This window comes from Maribacter sp. MS6 (assembly GCF_056839185.1).
In genome coordinates this window covers 1,599,249-1,614,658 of sequence record NZ_CM166389.1, presented here as the reverse complement: position 1 = coordinate 1,614,658, position 15,410 = coordinate 1,599,249, and the positions used below count along the sequence as shown (strand labels likewise).

Below are 15,410 nucleotides of genomic sequence, written 5' to 3'. Positions count from 1 at the left end.
ATTGAACAAGAACAACCACATCATTGTATTTGAACATGAGATTCTAAGAATAGATAGAGGAGAAAAAAGGCTATCTGAAACTCAGTTAAAATCATTGCAACAATTTTATGGAGAGTCTGGTGTGCCCTATTATTCTTTGGTTCATAATGGCGTAAAGTTTTGTGAATACGTTGGGGTATTACAAGTAGGAGACTCTTTAATTGAAATCTTGCCAAAGATTGACAGAAGTATCACCGCATCTGAAGAGAGCTGGCGGAAGGTTTTAATAGATATGTTGCATGCCGTTGGTCTATTCCAATTGAAAGCACCTACATCTGGCAGTCTCAAATTAAAAACGAATTCAATTCTTGATTTATATTTTGAACTCTTTGTGAGTGAGTTAAAATACTTACTTCGACAAGGACTTGTCAAAAAATATAGAAAAACCGAAGGCAATAGTACGAGTCTAAAAGGCAACCTCAAATTTAGTAAGCATATAAGTCAAAACCTGGTGCATCAAGAGCGGTTTTACATTCAATATACGACCTACGATACCAATCATCAACTGCATTGTATTCTGTACAAAGCCTTAAAACTATTAGTTCATATAAACACCAATGAAAGTATACAAGGCAGTCTCAAGTCTTTAGAATTAGATTTTCCAGAAATGCCGGATATTAAGGTCTCCGAAGCAACTTTTAATAAAGTAACTCTAAACCGTAAAACACAGGGATACCAAAAAGCGATTCAAATAGCCCGACTATTGCTTTTAAATTACCACCCAGATGTAAGTAAAGGGTCTAATCACATATTAGCATTGATGTTTGATATGAATTTATTGTGGGAACAATTTGTCTATGGCAGTTTGAGAAAGCATAAAAAAACAGAAACTACTATTGCAGCGCAGAACACCAAAAACTTTTGGAAGCCTACCTCAGGGTATAATTCAAAAATGAAACCAGATATTGTATTGAACAGGGGTAAAGAAAACTGTGTTGTTCTGGATACAAAATGGAAGAATATCAAAAATTATAATCCCTCGCCAGAAGACCTACGGCAAATGTTTGCTTACATGAAATACTACAAGGCCAAGAAAGTTGGCTTGGTATACCCTGGCGTAAATAACAGCTTAAGTTATGGTCACTATTATGATCACTTAAATGCTCATGATGACAAATTGGGAGTAGAGGAATGTAGTGTTATTTCCTTAGCCTATAATACCAATGTAAAGGAATGGCAAAAAGATATAAATTGTCAAATTGAAAAGTGGGCTTAAGTTGTTTTTTCAACTATCATACAATTTCAACAAAGCAATCTCTTAAAAAATCTAGATGCTCATTCAAATCAACGTACCCCAATTGATTGCTAAGCATGGTAGTACCTCCTAGTTTGATACCGTTGCCAAGGTTCCTATGCACATGACCGTAAATCCAGTAATCAATATTTGATTTTGTTATGTAATCGGTTTTATCAACAACAAAGGCATCGTTGAGTAAACTGCCCTTGAATTCTGGGGAATTACACAATGGCGTTGGCAAATGATGGGTAACCACAATTGTTTTACCGCTATGATCTTCGAGGCTTTGATTCAAAAAATCAAAAGCCTCCGCATGAAGCTGATTGAAATCATCGACGCTCAGCCGTCTATCACCCATTCGGATATGATAGAAGTCATTTACCCCACTAGATACCGAGTTTCTATTTTCAGCATGTATATGACTCCAAAAGGTAGAAAATAGCAGCGTGAGGTCATTTATTTTTATAGAGTGATTATTTAGAAAGAACACGTTACGCTGTAATTCCCATTTAAAAGGTTTTTTATGCGACAACAGGTCATATCCGCCATAGTATTCGTGATTTCCAGGTATAACGTAGGTCTGTTCGTAATGATCCGATGCCCATTTAAAAATATCTAGGTTTTCAAAATCAAGCCCTATGTAGTGGGTATCTCCAGCAACAATGAGAATCTCCCCTGAAGGTATTAAAGGGTTAGTCGATAGCCATCTTCTGTTTTGCGCAAATTCTAAGTGCAGATCGGAGCAGTATTGTATTCTCACTTCATTTCAGTTTAGAAAATGAAAAGTAAGAAGATAAAATGATTTTATTTCATTTTACAATGAATGGCAATTTCAATTGTAGGGTATTGTAAAATGCTGCAAAGAAGTAAAAATAGGTCAAAAATGCAGCACGCTCGCAGCACGCTGATTAACTTTTATTTAACATTAACATTTTTATAACACTGATTATCAAATAGTTAAAATAAAAAAAGCCTCTAAAAATAGAGGCTTTTGCGGTCTGGACGGGACTCGAACCCGCGACCCCCTGCGTGACAGGCAGGTGTTTTTTGAATTCACATGAATTAAAAAATCAATAAATACAGGGGGTTTCAGAGATTTGTCGTATCTTTAAGTACATATAAGACTATTAAAAACCAGTTTTTGCGTGCAATCTGCGTGCAAATTTGCACGCAGACTTTAATACTTTGTTATGGCCACCTATCTAAAGCTCTCATTGGATACACGACGGAAAGATACCAAAACCTTTCCATTAATTTTCCGTTTGACCCACAATAGAAAAACTACAAGCATAGGGACCGGACATCAATTGGCGGTTTCCGAATGGGACGAAAAAAGGCAGAAAATCAGGCCATCCTTCAAAGGCACGGAATCTCCTAGCCGTCTAAATAATCTTTTACAGAAAAAAATGGCACACATGGTGGACATCCTTACCCAATTAGAGGATAAGGACAAGCTCAAATATATGAGCGTATCCGAGGTGCGAAGCCATATTACAAGAACTACTAATAAGATTACCTTTTATCAGTTTGCGGAGCAGCTCATAGCGGATCTGATTAAATCGAACCGTATCGGAAACGCAAGGGCTTATAAACATACCCTCAAAGCGGTCAAGAATTTCAGGAATGAAAAGGATTTTACTTTCGATGAACTTAACCTCGATTTTCTGAACCGATTCGAGAAACATCATTTAAGCAAGGGCAACAAGTTGGGCGGTCTTAGTGTCTACCTTAGAACCGTCAGGGCCATTAACCGAAAAGCTATTAAAGCAGGTATTGCTGATAAAGAAGGATACGCTTTCGACGATTATGTCATTAGGAACGGAAAACCTGAAAAACGTGCATTGCCCATCGATGCTATCCGTAAAATCGCTGAGCTTGACCTAGAGAAAGATACCGCCCTGTTCAGGGACAGGAATATTTTTATGATGAGCTTCCTGCTCAACGGCATGTCCTATGTCGATATGGCCCATCTTAAACTGTCCAACATTGTCGACGGGCGCATCCGATATTCAAGAAAGAAGACCGATGAGCCCTATAACATAAAAATCCACGACCAACTTGAGCCCTTGCTTTCCTATTTTACAAAGGATAAAAAAAGAAAGGATTATCTGTTGGATGTCGTTAAGAGTGAAAACCCTATCGAAAGCTATAATCAGATCGTTTGGGCCAGAAAACGCTATAACGATAATTTGAAAAAACTGGCTGAGCATGCGGGAATTCAAGAAAACATTACGAGCTACGCTGCACGCCACTCATTTGCTTCCGGTGCAAATGAAATGGGAATTCCACTTACGGCTATTTCACAGATGTTAGGGCATAGGCGAATTAGTACTACGCAGGCATATCTAGCCAATTTAAGAAAAGGGAAAATGGACGAGTACCAAGATGAGATTTTTGGGCAACTATCGGAAAAATAAGTTTGTCAATGTTTCGTAAATCGGGTTGAAAACCCTCCTTCCTTCTTTTTCTGCAAAAAAATGACGAATCCCAAATTCCGACATCATATCCCTTGAAACGATTATTCGTCCTGCCCCAAATCTTACCATGACTTACCTGCGCGTGGATCCTGCGGAGTTTCTTTAGCGTCCCGACAGGTAAGCGTTAAGAAGAAACTTCGTAGGGCGCAGACCGACCTTGGCTCGGCACACCATCTCTTTTCTCTCCCTATCCACAAAAAGCACCCGTAGGGTGCTAGATTACATGACTAATCCGCTTAATTGAATTCACATCCAAAGCCCCCTACCCTTATATTTCGAGTAATCGGTCAGTTCATCCTTAAAGCCGTTGAACATTTCTTCTTCTCTAAAACTATTGCTTCCCAACATATTGCCAAGTGCGTAAACCCCTTTTCGAAGTAGATGCGCCTGTTTTCTATTCACTTGCTTTTCGGAAACAGTAACCAGGGCTTCCTTCAACCCGCACTGCATATGATGTTCCAGTTGCTGCAAAGGGAGGTTGGGTCTTACCCCGTCCAATACGAAGAGATATGCCGCTTTCCTATATTGCCCGGTCTCTACCAAATGACCCGCCCAAAGACTTTTCAGATTAGCCCGCCCGGATGTTTCAATGTTCTCCAAGATTTTCGTTTGCTCTCCTAAAATCTTATTCAAGTCGGTCGATGACTTCAGATAGGCCTGTGTTTTCTGCGCAATCGGAAGGCTTACCGGATACTTGGAATATATCGAACCGATGTAGAGCTCCCCTTCCTTCTTTTCAAATTTGAATCCTTTTTCATTAAAGAACTTTATATAGTCCTTAGGGGATTTCTCGAAAGGTATCTGCGTGCGTTCTGCATGTTTGTGATAGGACTTCAAGCTCAACTGCTCGAACCGTTGCCTATATTTTTGTGTCATGGCCGCGTAAACGTTCGGGAACATCAGAGGCAGGAATATTGCCGTCGGGCTTGGGCGGATTTCTTTTTCGGCTTTGTCGTTCAGAAGCCCGTCCAGTATTTTTTCGTTTTCCTGAATAAAGCTGGGGGAAGCGTAAAAGTCGATTTGCTTTGGTAACGGTATTTGGCCCAAGTTTAGTTTTACTTGATGTCGATGGGAATTCGAAAATCGGAGCATGCCTTTACCGTAATCGGTGCCAAGGCTTCGAACAAGCTCGAAGAGGATTCCCCTTTGTCTCGGTGCATCGAATAACCGCTTCTCGCTTGCCTGTCGTATAAGTTCTGCCTTCCCTTTTAGTTGCTGTTCTTCCTTGACAGATTCCTTAACGTATAGCTTGTCCTTTACAATATCGTACTGTTCCTGTAGCATATTGCCCATTCTTCTGTTATCGATATGCAGGTACTTTTTTAGAAATAGAAAACGTTCCGATCTTGTTATTTCCTTGACCAATGGTTTTACACTTAGCCTATCGATATGTTCGGAGAAAAGTAGTTTTCTTCCCGAATTTCGATAGGTCTCTTCATAGGCTTCCTTGATACACTTTTGAAGTTCCAGTTTTAGCTGCTTACTTTCCGAATTCATCTGGGTATATTCCCTCTTGAACAGTTGAGGGTTTTGGCGGATTCCGATAGTAGGAGCTATTTCTTCGGCTCTGAGGACATAGCCCGATTTGTCATAAATGGTGAAATCGATGGCCTTTTCTTCATTATCGTAATCGACCTTGCAATCCAGTTTTTGATGGGATTCCAAGATGTCGGGCAAATGTTCGGGGTTTATCGTCTTGAATAGTCCATAAGTGGTTTGCAGTTGTTTTTCCAGCCGTTTTTTGACCATCGGCAACAGTTTCGAGCTTTGGTTCCGTTCAAATGCCTTTTGAAGTTTTGGCCCGCTCAACTGTGGATGGACGGTATAGCCATTGATGAACCTTGATTTATAACCATCTTTTACGGCGATACCATAAGACACGCCTATCCTTCCGTTTCGTTCGGTCGTCTTTAACTCAATGTGATGGTCTTTGAGATGTTCAGCAAGTTCATCAAAGCTTCGCACTTTATACTTTTGAAGGGTGTTGTTAACGATGTCCTGCATATAGAACCTGACCCCGTTGATGTCCCGGTTCCGGAATTCGGGCATTTTGTATATAGGGAGTTCCTTGGTCTGTTTCGTATCGGGCGATGGGGAAAGCCCGAACTCTTTTTCAAGGTATTTCTGGGTCGCAATACTCCTTCTAATGTCATTGGAGAGGTTGATCTGCAAACAGTCTTCCTTGATGGTGGACGATACGATATGCACATGCTCATGTTTGGTATCGTGATGGCGCACTACTACAAAGGGCTGTTCACCATAGCCCATATGTTCCATATACTCTTTGGAGAGTTCGAAAAAATTCCTGTCACTTAAGTGTTCGCCACGGGGAAGGTTGAGGGAGATATGTGCATACCGTTTTTCAGAATCGTGCCGATTGCCCAAATGGTAGAGTACCCTGCCAAAAAACTCCGTGTTGGTATCCGTATCGGAATAGGTGTTCTGGAAACCGAGTACTGTACACTCCTCTTTTCCGAGTACATACTTCAGCACGCCTTGTACGCTTTTCCGGTAAAGTACCCTAGCAATCATTTCTGGTTCTTGTCGTTTATCGTTTCTATGAGTTCGAGCATCAGTTCACTTGCCTTTCGTATTTCCCTTTCGAGGTTCGAGTTCGGGCTGCGCATGTTCTTGTAATTAGCCACCTTGACGAGTTGGTTGATGTTGGTGCCTATCTTGTTGATCTGGTAACTGAGGTTCGAAATACCATCGGGAATACGTTTTTCCTTTGTAGTCTTTCCGTTCAAAATGAGCTTTCTTAGAAAAGGGCCGACCGTTCCCCTTTTCCTAAAATCGAGGTTATAGGATTGTAGAATTGTCCTTACTTTTTCCAGTTCCGTGCCATTGAACCGGAGCGTTATCGCATGCTCCCTTTTCTTGTCTCCTAATCGTTTTCTCCCACCTTTGTTGTTAGCCATTTTTTGACTTGATTTATCGATTTTTCACTTCGTCAGAAGTAGGCGTTTTGCGGTGCGCGAAACATCACTTGCTATCCACCTACGTGGATAAATATAATACATCAAAACGAATTATAATAGTCTAATAATCAATGTTTTAAGTCGTAAAACCATATAAGACCAATAGAGACTATTTGAGACCAATCGACTAGTTTAATTGGTCCAATATGGTCTCTAAATAATTACGGAATTTGGGAAATTTTCAAAAAATTTTGTGGGTAGGGGGAGGAAAAGGCAAGCGGCCTTTCCGCCGCTTGGGTTTTTCCGCGGTGCCGAGGGGGTTCAAAAATATGGAACGGAAAGGCTCCGAATGCGAACCGGCGTAGCGGTTCGCTCGGGAAGTCTTGGAGTGGAGGATTTTTGAACTTCCGCAGGAACAAGGCCGAACAAATCGATATCCCAATTAAAAGATTTATGATGTTGTTTTGCTTTGGGATAAACACATTTTTTCAAGGCTTATCCTCTAATGAAATATTATTGGAAAACTTATGGTTTGGAGATTTTTTACCTCAGTTGTAATAGGAAGAATCTGTTTTAATTAAAAGGCTCCAACACATGTGCATCAAGATAAGCGTTGATGGAATCGTGGCCGTAAACGATATGTTTCCTTTCGGGCTGTGAAAACCTGATCTTGCCCTCGTCCCGCAATTTTTGTAAAGTGGTGGCCGATTTTATTCTCAATAACTGCATCGCTTCTTTTTTGTCTATCCATTTATCCGGAGTATCCTTTTACATTTTGGATTCAACATACTTAAACACCCTATCCAATAGCGTGTAAAAAGCTTTTTCTTCGATGCAGATAACATTCATAGGTATCAATATAGCGAATGATTTCTAGTCTTTCTAAATCTGAAAACATATGACAGTATGTGCAAAAAAATGCACTGTAATCACCCTTCTTCCGAGAATTTCTAACGAAAAAGATATGAAATCGACACAAGTCAGAAATAATCATCTGCTGGTACGGTATCACAAAATGTGATACCCTAAATCATGGCTATTGTTATCGAGCTTCCACAAAGACTTGGAATAAACCAAAAATTACTATAGATATAAAAGTAAAATCTGCCTTTTTAAGTTTCCAAAAACCAAGATAAAATGATTTGAAAAACTACTTTTATCTTGAAAAAGAAACAAGAATAATTAACCATACTAGTAAGATGTATAAATTACGGTTTCCCGTATCTGTTATTTAAAAGAAATTCTAACTTAGTTGACCTAATCAAAACCAGACCAAAAAATGAAAGTTCTATTTACCTGTTTATTCCTAGCCATGACATTTTCGCTATGTGTGACAGCACAAGATTTTGATGCCGGGTTGGAAAAAATCGCAGAAGGCATATCTAAAAAAATCGATTCCAAAGGAAAAACAAAAGTAGCCGTATGGGGTTTTTTTACTGAAAGTGGCGAAACAACGGCATTGGGTAATTACATAACGGAAGACTTTTCTGTATACCTAACCAATTCCGGTGAAAATTTTCAAGTCATTGACAGAAATCATCTGGATGTTCTTTTGCAAGAGCACCAGCTGAATGCTGAGGGATATATAGATGGTGAGACCGCAAAGGAGTTGGGCAAAATCACAGCTGTCGATGCCATTATTACAGGTACGTATACCGTATTGAATTCAGTAGTAAAAGTAAGGGCCAAAGTATTGGACACTGAGACGGCGCTACAATTCGCTGCCAATATGGGTAATTTGCCCTTGAATGAAAATATTAGTTCCTATTTAGGTATTAGCCTTAATGGTGGCAATACAACAAACAAAGGTTTTAATACATCATTAAATTCTAACGAAACCGTAAATAATCCTGATACTGTCGATTCCGAATGCAGTAAAAAAAGTACCGGAGATTTTTGTTTTAATAACTCATTGAATGAGAAGATTATACTAAGAATTCGACATTACAGGAATGCTGAAAGTAAATCTAGGGGCGACTACAAAACTATAATTTTGGATACCAAAGAAACAAAATGTGTTTATGGACTAATAAATCGTCCTTTCGATTATTACATAGCAACTTTTAAAGACTTTCAAAATGATGAAAAATTCAAAAGACGTGAAGGATATATAATAACAGAGAGTTATTCTTCATACCTAAAAGACAAAGGCGAACTAAAAGTAGAAACCTGCAAATCGAAAACTTACACTATTAAGTAAATGAGATTAGATTTTTTTGATAGCATTGGCCTTAGCCTCCTCTTGTGAAAACCCGATTCCGTTTACCAGTATTATTTTTGATAAATCTCTAATTTTACTGTCAGTCGAGGTATCGTAGGTATTAAACTGCAAATTGATTTGGCAACTTACGGTGTTAGAGGACAGCGAACTCTTTTTAAAACTATAGCGAACTTCCCCAGTAACAATATATTTCGTTTTTATTTTGCTCAATTTGGAGAAATCCCCCTGTAATAATGGGCTTTTAAAATCGAACGCTTTTGATGGTGGTGCGCTAATATCATATTTTTGGAAGAGTGTGTTTTCCAAGTGGTTCACGATTTGATGGTCAATTCCATTCGCATCATAAATAATAATGCTGATGGAATTCGGATTTATTTTCGCAATCAAATCCTCTTTTTGCTCATTACTAGCTTGATTTTTCGTCAAACCAGATGTATCCTCGGAAGGGATTTCTTTAGTAATTTCCCCAACTCCTCCTAAAGTATCTTTCTCAACTATTTCACTAGTAGCTTCCACGGACTCATTTTGATTTTTTCGAGAGGTCACAAAATCATATATTTTGAAAATAATCAAAACAACAAGGGCAGCTTTGGCTAAAGTCCCCAACCAAAATTTTACCTTGCGTTCTGTTTTTAAATTCATTCTTCGAGAATTAGTATTATATTTTATAAAAACTCGTCGATAGCATCATCGTCTGTTAGGCCTTCGTAAGTATCTAAAAAGTCTTCCAGCATTTCGGTTTTACCAATTTCATTATAGTCGATGTTCACGAAAAACAGACCAAAACTTCCAAAAAAGCGATAAATAAAATGTGAAAAAAACTTCTTCCGCTCCAACTTTGCTAACCTATTTTCCAAAAACCCTATCAATTCAGATTTCACTACAAGTTCATCCTTAATTTCATTTTTTAGTAAGTCAAAGCGCTGATTGACCTCATCTTCTATGAATTGCTTCAGCGAACACGATTCCAGCTCTTTTAAAAAATGGATGCATGCATCCGATTGTTCATTAAGATGCTCTATTTTCTCCTCCTTTTTTTCAAATATTGTGACAACTGTCTCTGCTCTAGGGACGCACTTCGTGTAATGCGTTGAGACTTCGGATGGGTTCACATCGATATCATTACTATTTCTAACAAGGTCCCGGAAAATAAAAGCTTCCCCATAATAGTACTTTGTCAGAGCATCTAAGGTTTTCTTTTTAGGGATATGATACGTTTGTTTTGGTTTTAAACCTTCCCTCAGAATCTTTCTAAAAGTAAGTGCGCGACTTAGGGAATGCCAACTTGTTTCGATGCCCTTCTCCCTGCATTCTTGCAGTAGTGTACTGACGGCCAAATCATTATTGCTGTCTTCTATTCCGTCGACTAGAAAAATAAAATGGGGCAGTAGTTCTTCGGTAAGCTTGACAATAATCATGGCTTCAAAAATAAACAAAAAACCAAACGGAATTTTCACATAATACTTTCGTCATAACGGTCATGACGGTCATGACACGCTATTTTTCGCCATTAACCTCAAATTGCGGTGTAATTGATTTGTAAGACGTTACAGAACAATTAGTTATAAAAGAGAGGCCTCTCATTTTAAAGGAATTAATAACCATTAAATCTAGAAAAATGAGAAATTTAGTAAAAGTATTGGTAGTAGTGTTTTTGGTAGGACAAGGATTAACCTCATGCAGCAAGGCAGAAACGATTGCCGAGGAAGATCAACTTTATGAGATTCTAGCAACGGAAGGTGACGACGGAGAAGTGGAAGGAGGAAGGGGAGGGCAGTAAGCTCCCAAACAAGAAAAAAGAGGCTACATCGATTTGGTGTGGCCTCTTTTTACATATTTTTATACCAAAACCAATTTGATCAGATTTTATAAACTATCTCTTATTCTGTTCTTTTTCTCAATCTTTTCAGCTTGTGAAGACGTTAATAGTCCGAAACAAACTGCAAAGCAGATTGTCGTTTCGTCTCTTTTAAAGGCAGGCAATAACAAAACCAAAAGTCTAAATACCCGATTAGTCCTTTTGGATAGCGCACTAAATCTAACCAAACGCGCTCCGATTGATTCACTCTTTTTGAAAATCTTGTTAGCCAAAAGCAATGTACATTACGATCTAGACAATATTGATAGTATACAATGGTATGATGCTTATTTGTTGAAAAGCGCACAAAAAATATCCAATAATAAATATGCAGGAATTGCAAGTAGAAACTTAGCCCTCAACTTTAAAAAAATGGCCAAGTTAGATAGTGCTTACTCTTATTTTAATAATTCCAAAACCTTTTTTCAAAACATTAAAGATAGCAGTAATGTAGGTTCTGCCCTATTAAGCATGGGCCTAATTCAAAAGAATAAAGGCGATTATTTTGGTGCCAAAGAGAGTTTAACAGAGGCGGAGGCCTACTTCAAAAAGAAAGTAGATTTTAAACTAATCTCGTCTACTTACAATGAGCTGGCCACCAATAATAGAAAATTACAAAATTATGATGATGCTGTTTCTTACTATCAGAAAGCTATAAACTCTTCAAAGTCGCCATCAGATATTCTCATTTATAAAAACAACTTAGCTACAGCATACCTGGATATTCATGAACATGAGAAAGCGTTACAGATACTTTCGAAAATTTCGTTGGATTCAGTATTAAAAAATCGAGATATTCAAAGAGCTCGAATACTTGACAATCTGGCGTACGCCAAATGGATTTCAGGTAAAAATATAGATCAAAATGAGTTTTTACAACCCCTGCTCACAAGAAAAAACAAAAATGACAAGAGAGGGCAAATAGCTAGCTATACCCATTTGGGTGAGTACTTTCTAAAAACTAGCTCAAAAAAAGCGGAACGATATTTAGATACCGTAATACAGATTTCAAAACAATTGAAAATTCCTAAAGCGGAGCAAGATGCATTGAAGTTTTTGATGGACTTGCAACCAAACGATGCTAAGATTAGAAATCGCTACATTCTCTTGCAAGACAGTCTTTATCAAGTGGGTCTAAAGGTAAAGACCCAATTTGCCAAAATGAAATATGATGATGAGCAGAAACAACTTTCTATACTTAAACTAGAGGCTGAGAGAGAGCGGAAAAATACAGAGTTGGCAAATCAACGGACGCAAAAAACGCTATGGCTATCCCTGAGTGGATTTCTAGTCTTAGGAGGTATTTCAGCATTTTACGGTTTGCGGCAAAGGCACAGAAAAGAAAAATTACAGGAGGTTTACGAAACCGAAAAACGAATTTCTAAAAAAGTTTACGATGAATTGGCTAATGACATTTATGGTGTTATGACCCGTATGGAACATTCTAAAACTTTTCAAAAGGAAAATACATTGGATAGCTTAGAGGATATCTATAAAAGAACTAGGGATATTTCCCATGAAACCGGAAGTATCGATACCCAAAACTTTCAGGATGAATTGAAAAAACTATTATCTCAATTTAGAAACGATGATACAACAATTGCCGTGAAAGGTTTAAGTACTATTAAATGGGGTGGCATATCAAACGAAAAGAAGATAACGTTATACCGAGTATTAAACGAGCTTTTTGTCAATATGAAAAAACATAGCGAGGCAACGTTGGTATCCGTTGCTTTTGAAAACTCGAAAAAAGCACTAAAAATCGATTACAGTGATAATGGGAAAGGCGTAAAAAAGTCCTTTCAAAAAGGTGCTGGACTTTCGAATACGGAAAACCGTATAAAAAATATTGATGGAACATTTAGTTTTGAATCCGAACTAGGTAAAGGAGTTAGAATCAAATGTGCCTTTCCCATATAGCCGCCGAAAATGTTTCAAAAAGTATTGGTCGTGGAAGACTTGGATAGTATTGGTTTTGGTATCGCCCAAATGCTCAAACAAGAAACATCCATAAAGGAAGTACAGCAATCGCTTTATTGCGACGATGCACACTTAAAATTTCTTAGAGCGCAAAAAGACAATGCACCCTTTGATTTAGTAATTACCGACCTTTCTTTTAAAACGGACCATCGAGAAAGTAAAATTAACTCTGGTGATGAATTGGTGAAAACTTTGAAATCAAAGCAACCTCATTTAAAAGCCATAGTATATTCGGTAGAAGATCGTTCTGCTAGAGTTAAATCACTATTTATCAATCATAAAATAGATGGGTATGTGGTTAAAGGGCGTCAAGGCCTAAAATATCTAATAGAAGCGATAAAGACGATTTCAAAAAACCAAACTTACATTTCTCCAGATCTCTCCGGTTTTATGAACCGAAAAGAAGTCTTTGAAATCGAAGACTATGATATTGAGCTTTTAAAACAACTCGCTAACGGTCTCAATCAAAAGGAAATTTCAGAACTCTTCAAGAGAAAAAGAATTCAACCTAGTGGTATTAGTTCCATAGAAAAACGACTTAACGTTTTAAAATTGGAACTCAATGCTAAAAACGTTATCCAACTAGTAGCCATGAGCAAGGACCTTGGATGGGTCTAACAATGTATTTTATCCTTCTTTTTAAACGTTTTAACAAATTTTACAGCTTAATCAGGCTCTTTACGGAAACCCGTAAGGAATAGTGTTACGTAGGGTTTAAGTTTGTTTTTAAACCAAACTTTAAAATACTCGAAAAATGAAATCATTCAAATTAAAATATACCCTTTACGGCAGGTCCTTTTGTATATCGTATTTAACAAATGGAAACAAATTTTCTTCAATTTTTTTTTCTTGGCTTTACTTATTTCTTGTAATGAAGTAAAACCACAAAAACCTTCATCTTATTCCGTACCTAAAGGTTATAAAGAGATTAAAAAATTTGGTGTTGAACTTACTAAGGAAAATCTTAGAACAATGTTCTTAGGGGCAATCAATTTCTGTTCAGAAGTTGATTATTCTAAATTTTTAGATAACCCAAGGTCTCTAGACGAATACAAAAATGGGGGCAATTGCTGTACAAGTGCAGTAAGAACACCTTATATCAATTTAGCTGAATATTATGTGTTTGCTATGGAAGGTGATCCCAGTATTTGGAAAAATAAAGACAACCCTTTTAAGCTAAAAGAAGTTCGTAAACAATGGGAAGGGAGAATAGAAAAAGCAAAATCAAAATCAAAAAATTATGACCCGAATGCACTTACTTATTTAGGCTTAAATAGAGCTACAGTTAGCACCTATGATATGACCACCGAAGAATTAAAATTTATAGCAACATCAGCTTCTATTGGCTTTGGTGGAATACAAGGTGATTGGCATGGAGACCTTAATTTTCGTTACCCAAATGGCAAAACTCAATATATCGGAAGTCTTCATTTGGCGTCGGAAAAAGCCGAAAAGCTATTTCAATATTTTGAGGATAATAATCCGCGCCCAACTTTACCACCGAGCAAACAGCTAAATACTATCATAACTTATGCTTTGGAAAATCCTGAACATAATGATCGGCTTAGCCAATTTATAGTTCGAGTGAACAAAGTCGAATTTTTTTATCCAAATGGTTGGAATAAGAAGATTGGTGAAGTCACTTTTTAATTATAAAAAACATTAGAACCTAACAAATGAAAAAAAATAATCAGAATCCTAGGGTTTTCCCTGCCGAAGTGCGAATAGTTTTTATGATTTTACTTTCTCTAATTATTTTCCCCGAAGTATCCGCACAAAAAAAGAAAAAAACTAACATTTTAAAAGAGCTTTTCGGAGTAAGTGTAAATGAAACATCTGATAAGTTTGAGGACACCAGAACTTATCAAATGAACGGGAATAGAGTTTATTGCGATTTATCGGGTGTGAATGCGTTAGGCAACCTGATCTTTGGAACAGACGCCCCTACTTTCAAGACCTTTTTGGATTTAGAAAAACATATTTTGAAAGACGGTAGTTATGAGTTGTCCATACTTTTCAAGGTAGATGTTCAAAACGAACAATTCGCAAAGGTAAAGGAGGGGGAATCACTAGTCTTCTTATTGGACGATGGTCGTCTCGAATTAAGTACTCAAGGTTCTTTTAATTCTGATTTTGATATTGAAATGAGTGGGGTAAGTTCTGAGACAAATGCAAGGTACGCAATCTCAAAAAGTCAGTTAGAAAGAATCAACACCTCAAAAGATGTGGAGTTCAGGATTATTTTGGATTCATATAGATCAGGTGCTGCGGAGGAAAGAGATAAAAATGAACAACACCTTGATGGAAGCTTTACCAAAAAGAACAAAAAAGTGTGGAACGAGTTTTACACAGACTATATAAGTAATGACATTGAAACAAAAACTAATTGAAAAATGAAAAAAGCAATCCAAGCCATAACCTTATTATTTGCTTTACTCTTAAACAGTTGTGGAGACTCAATCTCAAGCGATGCCCAAAAAGTGGCATATCTTCAATGCAAAGTAAAAGAACTGCAACTGAAAGCAATGTCAGGAGATACCGAAAGCCAAGAAGATCTTCAAGAATATATGGCGGAAGCAGCAGACCTGATGAAGCAGATGAATGCTAAGTATAATTCTTTCGAGGAAAAAAAGAATTTTTCAGAGGCTCTTTTAAACGCCAAAGCGAACTGTAATTAAAA

General features: G+C 37.5%; 16 protein-coding genes and 1 tRNA gene. 9 read left to right on the top strand and 8 right to left on the bottom strand.

Annotation, left to right across the window (positions count from 1 at the left end):
* The first annotated feature begins 1 nt into the window (after window position 1).
* Window positions 2-1,255 carry an McrC family protein gene (locus tag MS6x_RS07245; RefSeq protein WP_482606435.1) on the top strand — a complete coding sequence of 418 codons (1,254 nt, stop codon included), beginning with the start codon at window positions 2-4 and terminating at the stop codon, window positions 1,253-1,255.
* A gap of 16 nt (window positions 1,256-1,271) precedes the next feature.
* On the opposite strand, the gene MS6x_RS07240 is transcribed toward MS6x_RS07245, so the two are convergent.
* Together MS6x_RS07240 and MS6x_RS07235 are read right to left on the bottom strand one after the other, a co-directional pair.
* On the bottom strand, window positions 1,272-2,036 hold the full coding sequence (locus tag MS6x_RS07240) for a metallophosphoesterase (protein WP_482606433.1): 765 nt from the start codon (window positions 2,034-2,036) through the stop codon (window positions 1,272-1,274).
* Between the two features lie 237 nt (window positions 2,037-2,273).
* A tRNA-Asp gene (locus tag MS6x_RS07235) sits at window positions 2,274-2,334 on the bottom strand.
* A 132-nt stretch (window positions 2,335-2,466) separates the two neighbouring features.
* Here MS6x_RS07235 and MS6x_RS07230 point away from each other — a divergent pair.
* Window positions 2,467-3,693, top strand: coding sequence for a phage integrase SAM-like domain-containing protein (locus MS6x_RS07230; RefSeq protein ID WP_482606431.1), 1,227 nt, complete (start codon window positions 2,467-2,469; stop codon window positions 3,691-3,693).
* A 306-nt stretch (window positions 3,694-3,999) separates the two neighbouring features.
* Here the strand turns inward: MS6x_RS07230 and MS6x_RS07225 are convergent, their stop codons facing one another.
* From MS6x_RS07225 to MS6x_RS07210, 4 genes are all read right to left on the bottom strand, one after another.
* The gene (locus tag MS6x_RS07225; protein WP_482606429.1) at window positions 4,000-6,285 is read right to left on the bottom strand and encodes a relaxase/mobilization nuclease domain-containing protein; all 2,286 of its coding nucleotides are present in this window, start codon (window positions 6,283-6,285) and stop codon (window positions 4,000-4,002) included.
* Window positions 6,282-6,671: a hypothetical protein gene (locus MS6x_RS07220; protein ID WP_482606428.1), complete on the bottom strand. Its 390-nt coding sequence runs from the start codon at window positions 6,669-6,671 to the stop codon at window positions 6,282-6,284. The genes MS6x_RS07225 and MS6x_RS07220 overlap by 4 nt, the downstream gene beginning before the upstream one ends.
* A 321-nt stretch (window positions 6,672-6,992) precedes the next feature.
* Window positions 6,993-7,163: a hypothetical protein gene (locus tag MS6x_RS07215; protein WP_482606426.1), complete on the bottom strand. Its 171-nt coding sequence runs from the start codon at window positions 7,161-7,163 to the stop codon at window positions 6,993-6,995.
* A gap of 81 nt (window positions 7,164-7,244) precedes the next feature.
* On the bottom strand, window positions 7,245-7,418 hold the full coding sequence (locus MS6x_RS07210; RefSeq protein WP_482607151.1) for a helix-turn-helix domain-containing protein: 174 nt from the start codon (window positions 7,416-7,418) through the stop codon (window positions 7,245-7,247).
* 532 nt (window positions 7,419-7,950) lie between these two features.
* Between MS6x_RS07210 and MS6x_RS07205 the strand changes: the two genes are divergently transcribed.
* A complete protein-coding gene (locus MS6x_RS07205) occupies window positions 7,951-8,871 on the top strand; it encodes a FlgO family outer membrane protein (protein WP_482606425.1) in 921 nt (306 codons plus the stop codon).
* 6 nt (window positions 8,872-8,877) lie between these two features.
* On the opposite strand, the gene MS6x_RS07200 is transcribed toward MS6x_RS07205, so the two are convergent.
* Together MS6x_RS07200 and MS6x_RS07195 are read right to left on the bottom strand one after the other, a co-directional pair.
* Window positions 8,878-9,534, bottom strand: a complete 657-nt coding sequence (locus MS6x_RS07200; protein ID WP_482606423.1) for a hypothetical protein — start codon at window positions 9,532-9,534, stop codon at window positions 8,878-8,880.
* A gap of 23 nt (window positions 9,535-9,557) precedes the next feature.
* A complete protein-coding gene (locus MS6x_RS07195) occupies window positions 9,558-10,310 on the bottom strand; it encodes a hypothetical protein (RefSeq protein ID WP_482606421.1) in 753 nt (250 codons plus the stop codon).
* A 200-nt stretch (window positions 10,311-10,510) separates the two neighbouring features.
* On the opposite strand from MS6x_RS07195, the gene MS6x_RS07190 reads away from it, so the two are divergent.
* The 6 genes from MS6x_RS07190 (at window position 10,511) to MS6x_RS07165 (ending at window position 15,408) form a co-directional block, all read left to right on the top strand.
* Window positions 10,511-10,672 (top strand): hypothetical protein, encoded by a 162-nt coding sequence (locus tag MS6x_RS07190; RefSeq protein ID WP_482606420.1) that lies wholly within the window; start codon window positions 10,511-10,513, stop codon window positions 10,670-10,672.
* Between the two features lie 291 nt (window positions 10,673-10,963).
* Window positions 10,964-12,670 (top strand): tetratricopeptide repeat-containing sensor histidine kinase, encoded by a 1,707-nt coding sequence (locus MS6x_RS07185; protein ID WP_482606419.1) that lies wholly within the window; start codon window positions 10,964-10,966, stop codon window positions 12,668-12,670.
* A 9-nt stretch (window positions 12,671-12,679) separates the two neighbouring features.
* A complete protein-coding gene (locus MS6x_RS07180; RefSeq protein ID WP_482606418.1) occupies window positions 12,680-13,348 on the top strand; it encodes a response regulator in 669 nt (222 codons plus the stop codon).
* A 231-nt stretch (window positions 13,349-13,579) separates the two neighbouring features.
* Window positions 13,580-14,380 (top strand): hypothetical protein, encoded by an 801-nt coding sequence (locus MS6x_RS07175; RefSeq protein ID WP_482606417.1) that lies wholly within the window; start codon window positions 13,580-13,582, stop codon window positions 14,378-14,380.
* A gap of 26 nt (window positions 14,381-14,406) precedes the next feature.
* Window positions 14,407-15,120, top strand: coding sequence for a hypothetical protein (locus MS6x_RS07170; protein WP_482606415.1), 714 nt, complete (start codon window positions 14,407-14,409; stop codon window positions 15,118-15,120).
* 3 nt (window positions 15,121-15,123) lie between these two features.
* Window positions 15,124-15,408 carry a hypothetical protein gene (locus tag MS6x_RS07165; protein ID WP_482606414.1) on the top strand — a complete coding sequence of 95 codons (285 nt, stop codon included), beginning with the start codon at window positions 15,124-15,126 and terminating at the stop codon, window positions 15,406-15,408.
* Window positions 15,409-15,410 lie beyond the last annotated feature (2 nt).

What these genes read in the sequence shown, in the direction of transcription:
- MS6x_RS07170 (WP_482606415.1), top strand. Translation starts at nt 14,407, where the DNA reads ATGAAAAAAAATAATCAGAATCCTAGGGTTTTCCCTGCCGAAGTGCGA.
- MS6x_RS07195 (WP_482606421.1), bottom strand. Translation starts at nt 10,310, where the DNA reads ATGATTATTGTCAAGCTTACCGAAGAACTACTGCCCCATTTTATTTTT.
- MS6x_RS07220 (WP_482606428.1), bottom strand. Translation starts at nt 6,671, where the DNA reads ATGGCTAACAACAAAGGTGGGAGAAAACGATTAGGAGACAAGAAAAGG.
- MS6x_RS07205 (WP_482606425.1), top strand. Translation starts at nt 7,951, where the DNA reads ATGAAAGTTCTATTTACCTGTTTATTCCTAGCCATGACATTTTCGCTA.
- MS6x_RS07165 (WP_482606414.1), top strand. Translation starts at nt 15,124, where the DNA reads ATGAAAAAAGCAATCCAAGCCATAACCTTATTATTTGCTTTACTCTTA.
- MS6x_RS07180 (WP_482606418.1), top strand. Translation starts at nt 12,680, where the DNA reads ATGTTTCAAAAAGTATTGGTCGTGGAAGACTTGGATAGTATTGGTTTT.
- MS6x_RS07225 (WP_482606429.1), bottom strand. Translation starts at nt 6,285, where the DNA reads ATGATTGCTAGGGTACTTTACCGGAAAAGCGTACAAGGCGTGCTGAAG.
- MS6x_RS07190 (WP_482606420.1), top strand. Translation starts at nt 10,511, where the DNA reads ATGAGAAATTTAGTAAAAGTATTGGTAGTAGTGTTTTTGGTAGGACAA.
- MS6x_RS07200 (WP_482606423.1), bottom strand. Translation starts at nt 9,534, where the DNA reads ATGAATTTAAAAACAGAACGCAAGGTAAAATTTTGGTTGGGGACTTTA.
- MS6x_RS07230 (WP_482606431.1), top strand. Translation starts at nt 2,467, where the DNA reads ATGGCCACCTATCTAAAGCTCTCATTGGATACACGACGGAAAGATACC.